This is a genomic window from Streptomyces lacrimifluminis (assembly GCF_014646095.1).
Taxonomy (GTDB): Bacteria; Actinomycetota; Actinomycetes; order Streptomycetales; family Streptomycetaceae; genus Streptomyces; species Streptomyces lacrimifluminis.
On record NZ_BMMU01000005.1, the window covers coordinates 19,092 to 32,394 of the forward strand.

The following is a 13,303-nucleotide window of genomic DNA, read 5'->3' on the forward strand; positions in this document are numbered from 1 at the left end:
GAAAAAGCGCAGGTGACGTGGACGACCGCCACCTTACGATCACGTCATGAGCAACGGCATCGGCACCGAGAGCGGCATCCGCTGGACCTACGCCTTCGTCGACCGGCCCGTCGGCCTTCTCGGCGCCGCCCAGACGTTCTGGACCGCTGTCACGGACACGCGGATGTCCGAAACCCGGGGTGAGCAGGGCGAGTTCGTGACCCTGTTGCCGGGCGCGGGCGACGCCTGCGTCAAGGTGCAGGGGGTGGACTCCGGGGGCGGAGGCGCCCATCTCGACTTCGCCGTCGAGGACGTCGACGCCTTCGTCGGATCGGCGTCGTCGCTCGGGGCGACGGTCGTGGGCGCGCACACCGGCTGGGCCGTGCTGCGGTCCCCCGCCGGGCAGTTGTTCTGTGCCGTGCCCTGGCACGGGGAGGCGGTCCGGCCCCCCGTGGTGGACGGCAGCCGCCTCGACCAGGTGGCCATCGACATCCCGCCCGGCGCCTACGGCACGGAAGTCGCCTTCTGGGAGCGGCTCACCGCCTGGGACTCCCTGGCCGGCTCACTCCCGGAGTTCCACGTCCTCAGGCACCCGGCGGGCCTCCCGGTCCGCGTCCTCCTCCAGCGTCTCGGCACCGACCGGCCCAGCGCCTCCGCCCATCCGGACCTGGCCTGCGCCGACATCGGGGCGACCCGCGTCCGCCACGAGCGACTGGGGGCCACGGTCGTCGCCCGGCACGCCCACTGGACGGTCATGCGCGACCCGGCGGGCGGCACGTACTGCCTCACCGGCCGCGACCCCGAGACGGGCGGGCTGCCGAAGGCGACGGGCGGACAACCCCGCTGAGGAACGATCGCGGACGCGCACGCCACGGCCGTCGGAATGGCCTCCGGCGCCGGCTCCGGGGAACCCTCCGGCGTCTTCGGGCACACGTCCTCCGTGTCCTGCCGCAGGAGCGGCGCCGGATCGCTGACGCCCGTCCCGTACCGGCCCTGCGCCGACGGCGGCTCCGCCGAGTCCCGCAGTCACACCGTGAGCCCGCCCCCGACCGCCACGGCGGCCATCCACACGAGCACGGCCCGCCGCCACGCCCCGCGGCTCACCCCCACGCCTCGACATCGATCACGGCGGCCACCGGGATCGGTCCGTAAACGTGCGGGTACTCCTCGCCGCCCGGCTTCGGGGCCTCGTACCTCAGGGGCACGTCCAGCCGAGCGGGGTCCACGACCAGCACCACCAGATCGTCCGGGCCGTCGTAGGAGCCGTACAGGAAGGCCGCCACGACCGGGAGCTGGGCGCGGGTCGAGCAGTGGATGAAGCCCTCCTCCCGGAGGGTGCGGCCACGCGTCGACATCTCGTACGCGCCTCGCTCGCGGGCCGCGTCCCAGAGGGCCCGTTCGGTGATGTGGAGTACGTGCGGTTCGGACATGGACCCAACCTACGGGCCCGGCCGTGCCGCGCGTACCCCGGCCGGTCGGGGCGCCCGGCACGTCTCGGCGCCCGGATTCAGGGGTTCCCCGGGGCGGGCCCGCCCTTCGCTCCCGATCTCGGTCCCGGTCCCGGTCCGGCCGCGGTCTCCGCCGCCGGATCGGCGTACGCCTCGCACTCGGTGTTCCGGCACGGCCCGGCGACCCACTTCGGCACCCATGCGCCCAGGGTCTTGTACCGGCGCACCACCGTGGTCACACGCTGCCCGCAGACGGGACAGTCGTGCTCGTCTCTGCCCATGCCTTCAGGGTATTGCGGGAGCGGCCCGAGCGCTCCCCGCCGGTTCAGGGCTTTCTGCTGTACGTCCGCACGAGGACGCCGTTCCCGAACGGGCGCACCTCGCCGAGGACGAACTCCGAGACGTCGAAGCCGGTGCCGAACATCGGCATGCCGGTGCCGAGGACGATCGGGTACGTCTTGATGACGAGCTCGTCGATCTCGTCGATCAGTTCGCCCGCGATCCGTGAGCCGCCGCACAGATAGATGCCCAGCTCGCCGTCCTCCGCCTTGAGTTCGCGGACCTTGGCGACCAGATCCGCGGCGATGATCTCGACGTGCGGGTCGGGCGACTCCGCCAGGGTGCGCGAGGCGACGTACTCGCGCAGATGTGCGTACGGGCTGGTGATGCCCTCCTTCAGGGCCACCTCGTAACTGGCCCGGCCCTGGACGACCGTGTCGAAGCGGCGACCCGGCAGGTCGTCGAGGCCGAGTGCGCGGCGGCCTCCGGTCGAGAGGGTCTCGGGGTACTCGGTCTTCAGGAACTCCAGGAACTGCTCGTCGACGAAGGGATACATGAAGGCGGCGTCGCCGCTCTCGTCCCCGATGAAGCCGTCGATCGAGCAGGCGACGAAGTAGGTGAGCTTGCGCAAGCTGTTCTCTTTCCGCAGGGGGTGCCGTGTGGGATCGAACAACTTCACTTATAGTGCTTCACCTGGAGTGGTTGCAAGGGATTATCGGATGGTTCGGCAGTCGGTAAGGAGGTTCCGGTGGTCAGGAATCCGGAGCGCAGGGCAGGTCTCGTCGATGCCGGGGCCGAGGTGCTGGCGCGTGAGGGGGCACGCGGGCTGACCTTCCGGGCGGTGGACGCGGAGGCCGACGTACCCATCGGTACCGTCTCGAACTACTTCACCGGGCGCGACGACCTGCTGCGGCAGATCGACGCCCGGCTGCACGAGCGGCTCGCGCCCGACCCCGAGGTGCTGGCCGGGCTGCTGGAACTGCCCAGGGACCGCTCACTCGTCGTGGCCTTCATGCACGACCTGATGGACCGGGCCACCCGCGACCGCACGGGGTACCTGGCCCTCCTGGAGATGCGCCTCGAAGCCACCCGGCGTCCCGAACTGCGCGCCTCGTACACCAGGTCGGTACGCGGCGACCTGGAAGAGGGCATGGAGTTCCACCGCGCGGCCGGGCTGCCCGGCGGCGACGAGACGGTCGCCGTGCTCTATCTCGCGATGCTCGGGCTGCTGCTGGAACATCTGACGCTGCCGGGCGTGCTGGACGGCGTGCTGCCGGGAGTCACCGTCCCGGAGGGGCTGGTGGAACGGATCGTGGCGGCCGTCGTACCGGAGGCGGCAAGTGGGGATCAGGCCTGAGGCTCGCGCCACATGGGCCACATCCGAGGGCCGTCCGGGAGGTCGAGGGGCTGGCCGAGGAGGTCGAAGCCGAGGCGCTCGTACAGCATGCGGCTACGGGCGTTGCTGGCCTCCAGATAGGCGGCCACTCCCTCCCGGTCGCAGCGGTCGAGGACCTGCTGGACGAGGGCGGTACCCAGCCCCCGGCCCTGGCTGTCCGGTGCGACGCCGATCATCCACAGGTATTCGTGAGCGCGCCCGGAGGGGTGTATCCCGGCCGTGAGCCGCCCGATCAGTTCGACGCGCTCGTTGTCGGGATCGACGGCCTCGCGCAGCTGGGCGGCGTCGTCGCCCTGTTCCGCGTCCCCCTCGTTCTCGGGGGTCGTGGGGGTCTCCGGGTGGGCGTCGGCGGGGACGGACAGCCAGAGTGCGCAGGCCGTGCCGTCCTCGGCGAGGTCGACGCGGCCCTCGGCGAGCACGATGTCGAGGAAGGCGGCCATCAGTCTGGGATGCGTCGCACGGCGGTGCGCCGGGTCCGGGAAGACCCAGCTGCTCACCGGATCGTCCTGGAACGCCCCGTCGAGCAGTCGGACGACCACTTCCCGGTCGCCCTCGCCCGCCGTACGTATCGCCACGCCCATGACCTGCCCCTTTTGTCTCAACCGCCGTTGATCGTACGGCGGTTGAGCCTAACGGGTGCGGGGTGTGCGGCGGGGCCCGCACACCGTGGGGATGTGCGGGACCCGCCCGGCCGGAGCGCTGCGGTGGGACGCACGGAGTCAGGGCCGTACGCCCCGCCGCAGGTGGCTCCGGGGCCTCAAGTGGTGCGGCGGGTCACGAACTCGGCAAGGGACAGGAGACCACCGGCTGCCTCCGGGTCGGGAACCGCGCGGGACAGTTCGTGTATCGCGCGGGCCATCCGGTCGGCCGCCTGGAGCTGCGCCCAGTCCCGGCCGCCCGCCCGCTCGACCGCGAGCACCGTCCGCTCCAGCGCCCCTTCCTGCGCCTCGTCGTACGGAACCGCGTACAACTCGGCCAGTTCGGTGGCCGCCGGTGTGCCGGAGGCCAGTGCGGCCACCACGGGCAGGGACTTCTTGCGGGCGACCAGATCCGCCCCGGCCGGCTTGCCGGTGCGGCTCGGGTCACCCCATATCCCGATCACGTCGTCGATGAGCTGAAAGGCGAGCCCGGCCTCCCGGCCGAACGCGTCCATCGCTTCGACGTCCTCGGCCGACCCGCCCGCGTACAGCGCCCCGAGGGCGCAGGCGCAGCCGAGCAGCGCGCCCGTCTTGGCCTCGGCCATGGCGAGACACTCGTCGAGGGTGACCTCGCCGGGGCCCCGTTTCTCCATGGCCGTGTCCGCGTGCTGCCCTTCGCACAGCTCGATGACACAGGACGCCAGCCGGGCGGCGGCGGTGGCGGACGCCGGGTGCGGGTCCTCGGTGAGCAACTTCAGAGCCAGGGCCTGCAGGGCGTCCCCCGCGAGGATCGCGTCGGCGTCACCGAACACGGTCCACGCGGTGGGCCGGTGTCTGCGGGTGGTGTCCCGGTCCATGACGTCGTCGTGCAGCAGGGTGAAGTTGTGGACCAGCTCCACCGCGGCGGCTGCCCGTGAGGCTGCCTCCCGCCTGCCGCCGAGTGCCGCGGCGGCGGTCAGCACGAGGGCGGGGCGGATCGCCTTGCCCGCGTTGCCCGCCGCCGGGCTGCCGTCCGCGTGCTCCCACCCGAAGTGGTAGAGCGCGACACGGCGCATGGACCCGGGCAGCGACTCGATCGCCGCGCGCAGCACGGGATCGACCATGGTCCGGGCCTGCTCCAGGATGAGGGCGGCGTCCTGCCCGTCCACCCCGCCGGACGCCGCCCTCTCCTCCCCTTTCCCCCGTACATGTACGGGGGATGATCCCCCCTGCCTCGCGTGCCTCGTGCCCACGGCCGGCCGCTCCCGTCCTCCGGACTCCGGTGATCTCTCCGAAGGCCTCTCCGCCGGACTGCCGATGGGGTTCCGCCTCTCCGGATCCAGAGTCCCGATGGTCTCGGCCGGGCCGTGGGCCCGGGTCATCGCCAGCGGCCGATCTCGACGTTCTCCATCACGCCGAGGGCGTCCGGCACCAGGACGGCCGCCGAGTAGTAGGCCGTCACCAGGTAGTTGATGACCGCCTGCTCGTTGATACCCATGAACCGCACGGACAGACTGGGTTCGATCTCGTCCGGGATACCGGCCTGCTGGAGCCCGATGACCCCCTGCTCGGCCTCGCCGGTACGCATGGCGATGATCGAGGTCGTACGGGCCTCGGTGACCGGGATCTTGTTGCACGGGAAGATCGGCACACCGCGCCAGGTAGGGATGCGGTTGCCGCTCATGTCGATCGTCTCGGGGACGAGTCCGCGCTTGTTCAGCTCACGGCCGATCGCGGAGATCGCACGCGGATGCGCGAGCAGAAACTTGGTCCCGCGCCGCCTGCTGAGCAGTTCGTCCAGGTCGTCGGGGCTGGGTACGCCGTCGTGCGGCTGGATCCGCTGGTCGTACTCGCAGTTGCTGAGCAGCCCGAACTCCCGGTTGTTGATGAGTTCGTGCTCCTGGCGCTCCTTCAGTGCCTCGACTGTGAGCCGGAGTTGCTGCTCGGTCTGGTTCATCGGCTGGTTGTAGAGATCCGCCACGCGGGAGTGGATGCGCAGCACCGTCTGGGCGATGCTCAGTTCGTACTCGCGGGGCCTGGCCTCGTAGTCGACGAACGTGCGCGGGATGTCCGCCTCGCCGTGGTGACCGGCCGCGAGGTCGATCTCCTTCTCTCCGTACCTGTTGGCGCTCTGCTCCGGGACCGCGCGCAGCGCCCGGAGGTGCTCGCGCAGTGAGTCGGCACGCTCGGCGACCTGCTCGAAATGCTGACGGGAGAGTGTCAGCACGATGCACGTGGTGACCGCGCGGGCCGTGTACTCCCACAGGGCATCGGGGTCGAGGAGCGCCTGGTCGCCGAAGTACGCGCCGTCGGCCAGCATGCCGAGTTCGGCGTCGTCCCCGTACGGGCCCGTGCCGATCTTCTCGACCTTGCCGTGGGCCAGCAGGAACACCTCGTCGTTCGTGCTGCCGAAGGAGGCGATCTCCGATCCGGGCGCGAACTCCCGCTGCTCGCAACGCCGGGCGAGCTCCGCGAACACCTCCTCGTCCTCGTAGTCCCGCAGCGCCGGCAACTCGGACAGTTCGGCGGGGACCACTTCCACGCGGTCACCGGTCTTCACGAACGTCAGACGGCCGTCTCCCACGGAGTAGGTGAGCCGCCGGTTCACACGGTATGCACCACCCTGCACGTTCACCCAGGGAAGCATCCGCAGCAGCCAGCGCGAGCTGATCTCCTGCATCTGGGGAACGGATTTGGTGGTGGTGGCCAGGTTCCGCGCGGCCGAAGTGCCCAGACTCTGCTGCGGCTTGTCCTGCTCCGTGCGGATCTCTTCGCCTACCGACATAAAGAACTGCCCTCCCAATAACGCGTAATGCGCCGATGCGTCGACCCCCCTCGGGCGTGCTCCGCATCGGACGCCTGCGCGCCCCAGCCTTCCTCACCAAACGTGTCAGTGCTATTACACGAATGAGCGGGAATGGATCATCGCCAAAGTGGGCACAAAGGGGTTCTTCGTCAGATCGTTCGACCCGGCGAACGAGAAATGCCTCGTCCGGGGAACTTCAAGATCGGGCCGGCCGTTTGAACAGTCGACGGACAACGAACAAGGAGATACCGATGGCAGGCTTCCTGGACCGCGCCAAGGAACAGGCACAGCGCGGCCTGACGCAGGGCAAGCAGAAGCTCGACGAGGTACAGGCGCAGCGGGCCGGCGGCGACCTGCTCAAGAAACTGGGCGCGGCGTACTACGCGGAGCGACGCGGCAGCGGTTCCCCCGACGCGACACAGCGGGCGCTGCAGGCCCTGGAGAGCCACATCGCGGTGAACGGGGACTCGTTCCTGCACCACCAGTGACGGCCGGTGCCGCCCGGTCGGCGTCGCCCTCTCGGCGTCGCTGACCGGATCGGCTCGCACGCCGTACGAACAATTCGCCCTGACTGTTGGATTCCGGTACAAGCTGCGATACGAGGTGGTCACGACCGGTGACCGTCGCGCAGCATGTGAGGAGACGGTCATGGCCCCACCCATGTCCGCTGCCGACTTCCTGGACCGGCTCAGGGAGGAAGGCGTCACCGTCGTCGAGGTCGGCGACTGGGTCCACCACAACCGCGATCACAAGGGTCCCTGGGGCCCGGTTCACGGTGTGATGATCCATCACACCGTGACCGAGGGCAGCGAGTACACGGTGGAACTCTGCCGTGCGGGCTATGCCGGGTTGCCCGGCCCACTGTGCCACGGCGTCGTCACCAAGGACGGCCGCGTCCATCTGGTCGGATACGGCAGGGCCAACCACGCGGGCCTGGGTGACGACGACGTCCTGCGCGCGGTGATCGCCGAGAAGGCTCTTCCGCCGGACAACGAGGCCAACACGGACGGCAACCGGCACTTCTACGGCTTCGAGTGCGAGAACCTCGGCGACGGGGAGGATCCCTGGCCGCAGGCCCAGCTCGACGCCATCGAGAAGGTCGCCGCCGCGGTGTGCCGCCATCACGGCTGGACGGAACGGTCGGTGATCGGCCACCTCGAATGGCAGCCCGGCAAGATCGATCCTCGGGGCTTCACCATGCAGTGGCTGAGGGAACGGGTACGGGATCGCCTGAAGTAGGGATTTCCTCGCCCCCGCCGCCCCTACCCGTTCCCGTCCCGTCCCGTTCCTGGGGGCTGCCCCCCCCAGACAGGCTGGATGTCCTGGGCCCGCGCTGGACACAGACGGTGAACGGGCAGGTGGGTGGGAAACGACGCCTGTGGTGGACCGGCCGAGCCAGTCGGCGCCTGGCCGGTTGACAATGGCCCCGTGTCCCTCCCCACGCCCCTCCAGGAACTCGCCGACCCCCGTTTCGCCCGCCGCCACCTCCGGCTGCTTCTCAAGCGCGACGACCTCATCCACCCGGACCTGATCGGCAACAAGTGGCGCAAGCTGGTACCCAACCTGGAAGCCGCCGCCGGCCGCCCGATCCTCACCTTCGGCGGCGCCTACTCCAACCACCTTCGCGCCACAGCCACCGCCGGGCGTCTCCTCGGCGTGCCCACGATCGGTGTGGTCCGCGGTCAGGAACTCGCCGACATCCCCCTCAACCCCTCCCTCGCCCACTGCACGGCGAACGGCATGCGGCTGCACTTCGTCGACAGATCGACGTACCGGCACAAGGCCGATGCCGACACCCTCGCCGCCGTCCGCCGGGCGGCCCGCGCCGAGGACGCGTACGTCGTGCCGGAGGGCGGCAGCAACCCCCTCGCGGTACGCGGCTGTCGCGCCCTCGGTGAGGAGCTGCGCGGCCACGCCGACGTCGTCGCGGTCGCCTGCGGCACCGGCGGCACCCTCGCCGGCCTCGCCGCGGGCCTCGCCCCCGACCAGAGCGCCCTCGGCATCCCCGTCCTCAAGGGGGGCTTCCTGGACACGGAGATACGGGCCCTCCAGGACCTCACCTTCGGCGGGCCCCGCGGCTCATGGACCCTCGACCACCGTTTCCACTTCGGCGGCTATGCCCGTACGACCCCCGAACTGCACGCCTTCGCCGACGACTTCGAGGCCCGTCACGACGTACCCGTGGAACGTCTCTATGTCGCCAAGATGCTCTACGGACTTGTCGCCCTCGCGGAAGAAGGCGCGTTCGCGAACGGGACCACCGTCGCGGCGGTGATCACGGGCCGTCCGTTCCCCTGAACCACCGGAGGCGCACCCGCCCTACTCCGCCTCCCGGAACGCCGCCGCCTCCTCCAGGTCCAGCCGTCGCAGCAGGGTCCGCAGCATCTCGTCGTCGATGTGGCGTCCGTCCCGAAGCCGGACGAAGACCTCGCGTTCCGCGCTGATCATCTCGCGGGACAGCCGCCGGTACGTGTCGTCCACCGTCTCGCCGGTCACGGGGTTGACCGAGCCCAGCCGCTCCCAGACGGCGTTCTGCCGGCGTTCCAGCACCGTGCGCAGCCGGTCGGCCAGCGGAGGCGGCAGCGCGTTGCGGTCGTCCTCCAACAGGCCCTCCAGGCGCCGCTGTGCCGCCCTGGACGCCTGCGCCTGGGCGTTCGCCTCCGCGAGCGTCTCGGCCTGCGCGTCACGCCCGGGCAGCTTCAGCAGACGGATCAGCGGGGGCAGCGTCAACCCCTGGACGACCAGCGTGCCGATGACCGTCGTGAAGGTCAGGAAGAGCACCAGGTTCCGTTCCGGGAACGCCTCGCCGCCCTCCATGGTGAGCGGGATCGAGAAGGCGATGGCCAGCGAGACGACGCCCCGCATCCCGGCCCAGGAGATGACGAACGCGCCCTTCCAGGTCGGGTTCGGCTCCCGTTCCCTGATCCGCGCCGACAGCAGCCGGGGCACGAACGTCCCGGGGTACACCCACGCGAAGCGGGTGACGACGACCACGAGGAAGACGGCGATCGCGTACCAGGCGGCATCGACACCCTCGTACTCTCCGAGTCCCTCCATGACGACCGGCAGTTGCAGCCCGATCAGGGCGAAGACGGCCGATTCGAGAACGAAGGCGACCATTTTCCAGACCGCCTCCTCCTGGAGACGGGTCGCGAAATCGACCTGCCACGCGCGATGTCCCAGGTAGAGCGCCACGACCACCACCGCGAGGACCCCGGAGGCGTGCACCGCTTCGGCGACCGCGTACGCCGCGAACGGGATCAGCAGGGACAGCGTGTTCTGGAGCAGCGCTTCCTTCAGGTGGGTACGCAGCCAGTGGATCGGCATCATCAGGATCAGCCCGATCCCGATGCCGCCGACCGCCGCGAGCAGGAACTCGCCGATGCCGCCCGCCCAGGTCGCGCCCTCCCCGACGGCCGCCGCGAGAGCGACGCGGTACGCGGTGATCGCGGTGGCGTCGTTCACCAGGGACTCGCCCTGGAGGATGGTGGTGACCCGCGACGGCAGCCCGACCCGGCGCGCGATCGCCGTGGCCGCGACGGCGTCCGGCGGCGCCACGACCGCGCCTAGCACCAGCGCGGCGGTCAGCGGCAGCCCGGGCACGATCAGATAGGCGGCCCAGCCGACGACGAGGGTCGCGAAGAGCACGTACCCGACCGACAGCAGTGCCACGGGCCGCAGTTGCGCGCGCAGATCGAGGTACGAGCTGTCGACGGCCGCCGTGTACAGCAGCGGGGGCAGCATCAGCGGCAGGACGACATGCGGGTCGAGCGCGTAGTCGGGCACCCCGGGGACGTACGCGAACACCAGGCCGGCGGCGACCAGCAGCAGCGGGGGCGGGACAGGTGTGCGGCGGGCCGCGGCGGCAATGGCGGCGCTGCCCGCGACCAGCAGGAGCAGTGGCATCACATGCATCGGTTTCGGCCCACTCTCGTTTCCACCCACCCTGTCATCCGCGCACTCCGGCTTTCCGCGCGGCTGCGCGCACGGCCGTCGTAACCTGGCAATCATGAAACAGTGCACGCATGCCGACGCGCTGCCCCTCCCGGAACCCCAGCCCAAGAACGAGACCTGTCCGGAGTGCCTGGCGGCCGGAACCCACCCGGTGCAGTTGCGCCTGTGCCTGGAATGCGGCCACGTCGGCTGCTGCGACTCCTCGCCCATGCGCCACGCGACAGAGCACCACAAGGAGACCGGGCACCCGGTGATGCGGACCTTCGAACCCGGCGAGAGCTGGCGCTGGTGCTTCGTCGACCACGTCCTCGTCTGACCGCTCGGACGACAGCGTGGAGGCGAAAAATGCCGCACACCCGGCCCCGCACCCGTGTGAGCAGGGGCATTGGTGACCGAGGGTGTACTCATGTGACCCTGGATCCGGACGGTTCGACCGTCTGACGTCTGGGTACGTCAACCCGGCGCGTGCTCTTCCCAATTGGGCCCGCAGACCCCTAGCCACTGTGCGTATACACAGGTTTACTATGAGTGACGACAAGGGGCTGGGGTCCCGGGACAGGAAAGCCGAGAGCGCGGTAGCGTCACCGCTGAACCACGTATCGCGTTACCCGGGGGGCGACCCTCGGCCCCCGAAAGAGCTTGTACCACCTTGGAGGTGAGGGTGTCCCAGTTCGCAGGCGAGCCCGCGACCCAGGACTTCGTCGAAGTCCGGCTGCCGGCCGCGGGTGCCTACCTGTCGGTGCTGCGTACGGCCACGGCCGGTCTCGCGGCCCGTTTGGACTTCACCCTCGACGAGATCGAGGACCTGCGCATCGCAGTGGACGAGGCCTGCGCGATCCTGCTTCAGCAGGCCGTGCCCGGCTCCGTACTCAGCTGTGTGTTCCGACTGATCGACGACTCCCTGGAGGTCACGGTCTCGGCTCCGACCACCGACGGTCACGCCCCCGCGCGCGACACCTTCGCCTGGACCGTCCTGTCGGCTCTCGCGGGCCAGGTCGACTCGACCGTCGCCGAGGACAAGACCGTGTCGATCAGTCTCCACAAGAAGCGCGGCGCGGGACCCGGGCCGGCGTGAGGAACGGGGACGGGCCGGTGCGGGACGAAGAGCGCGGCACACGGGAGCTGCCCGCGGCGGGCGATGACGGCCCGGACGGGCAGCGGGGCACGGCGGACGCCGTTTCCGGCATCGCCGGTATCTCCGGCATCCCCGAGCAGGCCCGGCCGCACCCGGAGGACAACCCCCCGGAGGCCGGCTTCATGGACGACGGGCAGCTGGATCGGGAAGGTGCCGTGCAGAGTGCGCCCCTGGAAGGGCCAAGTGAGGTCTCCCTTGTTCGAGCCGACGCTCGGACTCGGGGAGGGTCGACGGGCGGGACGATGAGCGAGCACGAACGAGACGACGCGCAGGGCGCACAGCAGACGGCGCAGGCCACACAGCACTCCCCGACGGACCGCAGCGGAGCGCGCGCCCTGTTCTACGAGCTGCGCGCACTGCCGGACGGCAGCGCCGAGTACGCGGAGCTGCGCAACCGGCTGGTCCGTATGCATCTCCCGCTCGTCGAGCACCTCGCGCGCCGCTTCCGTAACCGCGGTGAGCCGTTGGACGACCTGACCCAGGTCGCGACCATCGGCCTGATCAAGTCGGTCGACCGCTTCGACCCGGACCGCGGCGTCGAGTTCTCGACGTACGCGACCCCGACGGTCGTCGGCGAGATCAAGCGGCACTTCCGTGACAAGGGCTGGGCGGTCCGTGTCCCGCGCAGGCTCCAGGAGCTGCGTCTCTCGCTCACCACGGCGACGGCGGAACTCTCACAGCGGCACGGCCGCTCCCCCACGGTGCACGAGCTCGCCGAGAAGCTGGGCATCTCGGAGGAGGAGGTCCTGGAGGGCCTGGAGTCGGCCAACGCGTACTCCACGCTGTCCCTGGACGTCCCCGACACGGACGACGAGTCCCCGGCGGTCGCGGACACACTGGGTTCGTACGACGAGGCCCTGGAGGGCGTCGAGTACCGCGAGTCCCTCAAGCCGCTCCTCGAGGATCTCCCGCCCCGCGAGAAGCGCATCCTGCTGCTGCGCTTCTTCGGCAACATGACGCAGTCGCAGATCGCGCAGGAGGTCGGCATCTCCCAGATGCACGTCTCCCGTCTGCTGGCCCGGACCCTGGCCCAGCTGCGCGAGAAGCTGCTGGTGGAGGAGTAAACCTTCGGGTCTACTCCGGTTCGCTGCCGGGCCCCCGGATCCCGAGGGCCCGGGTCGTCTCCTGGTTCACCAGCAGCACCAGCGCGGTGACCGCCACGACACCCAGCACGATCCCGCCCGGGATGGCCATGCTGTCGGCCTGGAGCAGGTTGTAGGCGACGGGCAGCGCCATGATCTGCGTGATGACGGCGGGCCCCCGGCTCCAGCTCCGCCGCCCCAGCAGCCCGCGCGCGGCGAGCAGGGGCAGCAGCGCGAGCACGACGAGCGTGACACCGCCGGTGACGGCCTGCTGCCGGTCATCCGGGTCGCCCGTCAGCCCCAGTACGAGGATGAGGGCCCCGCCGACAACCAGGGCAAGCCCCTCCAGCGCGGCCAGCACGGCTGCGAGGGTCAGCCTCAGGGGTCGCGGCTCCGTGGATTCGGGGGTTTCCGGGGCAGGGTTCCGCTCAGCGCTCACGTCAGAAGGGTAGCCGTGGACACCACGGCGCCCGGTCCGCGCCCCCAGGGGCGCGGGGCTGTGACATGTTGCGGCTCCGCCGCGGGGCGCGACCAGCCACAACGCACCCGCAGCTTCATACGGCGCTTCCCGCGGAGCGCCCCGCTCACGCCCCCCGCTTCCTACTGA

At 70.5% G+C, this 13,303-nt stretch carries 16 protein-coding genes; 8 read left to right on the plus strand and 8 right to left on the minus strand.

Annotated elements, in window-relative coordinates; translation table 11 throughout:
• The first annotated feature begins 46 nt into the window (after positions 1-46).
• Positions 47-826 carry a VOC family protein gene (locus IEY89_RS09995; RefSeq protein ID WP_189146968.1) on the plus strand — a complete coding sequence of 260 codons (780 nt, stop codon included), beginning with the start codon at positions 47-49 and terminating at the stop codon, positions 824-826.
• Between the two features lie 253 nt (positions 827-1,079).
• Here IEY89_RS09995 and IEY89_RS10000 read toward each other — a convergent pair whose 3' ends face one another.
• The 3 genes from IEY89_RS10000 to IEY89_RS10010 form a co-directional block, all read right to left on the minus strand.
• Positions 1,080-1,409, minus strand: a complete 330-nt coding sequence (locus tag IEY89_RS10000) for a DUF952 domain-containing protein (protein WP_189146969.1) — start codon at positions 1,407-1,409, stop codon at positions 1,080-1,082.
• 77 nt (positions 1,410-1,486) lie between these two features.
• Positions 1,487-1,708 carry a hypothetical protein gene (locus IEY89_RS10005; RefSeq protein WP_189146970.1) on the minus strand — a complete coding sequence of 74 codons (222 nt, stop codon included), beginning with the start codon at positions 1,706-1,708 and terminating at the stop codon, positions 1,487-1,489.
• Positions 1,709-1,752: 44 nt separating this feature from the next.
• Positions 1,753-2,337: a dihydrofolate reductase family protein gene (locus IEY89_RS10010; RefSeq protein WP_189146971.1), complete on the minus strand. Its 585-nt coding sequence runs from the start codon at positions 2,335-2,337 to the stop codon at positions 1,753-1,755.
• Positions 2,338-2,454: 117 nt separating this feature from the next.
• Here IEY89_RS10010 and IEY89_RS10015 point away from each other — a divergent pair, with 117 nt between their 5' ends.
• The gene (locus IEY89_RS10015; protein WP_189146972.1) at positions 2,455-3,063 is read left to right on the plus strand and encodes a TetR/AcrR family transcriptional regulator; all 609 of its coding nucleotides are present in this window, start codon (positions 2,455-2,457) and stop codon (positions 3,061-3,063) included.
• Here IEY89_RS10015 and IEY89_RS10020 read toward each other — a convergent pair.
• The 3 genes from IEY89_RS10020 to IEY89_RS10030 all read right to left on the minus strand — a co-directional run bounded on the left by IEY89_RS10020 (position 3,054) and on the right by IEY89_RS10030 (position 6,504).
• The gene (locus IEY89_RS10020; protein ID WP_189146973.1) at positions 3,054-3,683 is read right to left on the minus strand and encodes a GNAT family N-acetyltransferase; all 630 of its coding nucleotides are present in this window, start codon (positions 3,681-3,683) and stop codon (positions 3,054-3,056) included. The two genes, IEY89_RS10015 and IEY89_RS10020, sit on opposite strands and share 10 nt — an antisense overlap.
• Positions 3,684-3,859: 176 nt before the next feature.
• Positions 3,860-5,101, minus strand: coding sequence for a family 2 encapsulin nanocompartment cargo protein polyprenyl transferase (locus IEY89_RS10025; RefSeq protein ID WP_373287220.1), 1,242 nt, complete (start codon positions 5,099-5,101; stop codon positions 3,860-3,862).
• Positions 5,098-6,504, minus strand: coding sequence for a family 2B encapsulin nanocompartment shell protein (locus IEY89_RS10030; RefSeq protein WP_189146975.1), 1,407 nt, complete (start codon positions 6,502-6,504; stop codon positions 5,098-5,100). Before IEY89_RS10030 ends, IEY89_RS10025 begins: the two co-directional genes overlap by 4 nt.
• A gap of 272 nt (positions 6,505-6,776) precedes the next feature.
• On the opposite strand from IEY89_RS10030, the gene IEY89_RS10035 reads away from it, so the two are divergent.
• The 3 genes from IEY89_RS10035 (at position 6,777) to IEY89_RS10045 (ending at position 8,823) form a co-directional block, all read left to right on the plus strand.
• Positions 6,777-7,013 (plus strand): hypothetical protein, encoded by a 237-nt coding sequence (locus tag IEY89_RS10035; protein ID WP_189146976.1) that lies wholly within the window; start codon positions 6,777-6,779, stop codon positions 7,011-7,013.
• Positions 7,014-7,173: 160 nt separating this feature from the next.
• Positions 7,174-7,764, plus strand: coding sequence for an N-acetylmuramoyl-L-alanine amidase (locus IEY89_RS10040; RefSeq protein ID WP_189146977.1), 591 nt, complete (start codon positions 7,174-7,176; stop codon positions 7,762-7,764).
• 189 nt (positions 7,765-7,953) lie between these two features.
• The gene (locus IEY89_RS10045) at positions 7,954-8,823 is read left to right on the plus strand and encodes a 1-aminocyclopropane-1-carboxylate deaminase/D-cysteine desulfhydrase (RefSeq protein ID WP_189146978.1); all 870 of its coding nucleotides are present in this window, start codon (positions 7,954-7,956) and stop codon (positions 8,821-8,823) included.
• Between the two features lie 21 nt (positions 8,824-8,844).
• On the opposite strand, the gene IEY89_RS10050 is transcribed toward IEY89_RS10045, so the two are convergent.
• A complete protein-coding gene (locus IEY89_RS10050; protein WP_189146979.1) occupies positions 8,845-10,440 on the minus strand; it encodes a Na+/H+ antiporter in 1,596 nt (531 codons plus the stop codon).
• 94 nt (positions 10,441-10,534) lie between these two features.
• On the opposite strand from IEY89_RS10050, the gene IEY89_RS10055 reads away from it, so the two are divergent.
• The 3 genes from IEY89_RS10055 (at position 10,535) to IEY89_RS10065 (ending at position 12,678) form a co-directional block, all read left to right on the plus strand.
• Complete coding sequence (locus tag IEY89_RS10055; protein ID WP_164322494.1) at positions 10,535-10,795, plus strand: UBP-type zinc finger domain-containing protein; 261 nt, start codon at positions 10,535-10,537, stop codon at positions 10,793-10,795.
• Positions 10,796-11,140: 345 nt separating this feature from the next.
• The gene (locus tag IEY89_RS10060; RefSeq protein ID WP_006380964.1) at positions 11,141-11,554 is read left to right on the plus strand and encodes an ATP-binding protein; all 414 of its coding nucleotides are present in this window, start codon (positions 11,141-11,143) and stop codon (positions 11,552-11,554) included.
• Positions 11,551-12,678: an RNA polymerase sigma factor SigF gene (locus IEY89_RS10065; RefSeq protein WP_189146980.1), complete on the plus strand. Its 1,128-nt coding sequence runs from the start codon at positions 11,551-11,553 to the stop codon at positions 12,676-12,678. Before IEY89_RS10060 ends, IEY89_RS10065 begins: the two co-directional genes overlap by 4 nt.
• Before the next feature lie 10 nt (positions 12,679-12,688).
• On the opposite strand, the gene IEY89_RS10070 is transcribed toward IEY89_RS10065, so the two are convergent.
• The gene (locus IEY89_RS10070; protein ID WP_189146981.1) at positions 12,689-13,135 is read right to left on the minus strand and encodes a hypothetical protein; all 447 of its coding nucleotides are present in this window, start codon (positions 13,133-13,135) and stop codon (positions 12,689-12,691) included.
• Between the last annotated feature and the right edge of the window lie 168 nt (positions 13,136-13,303).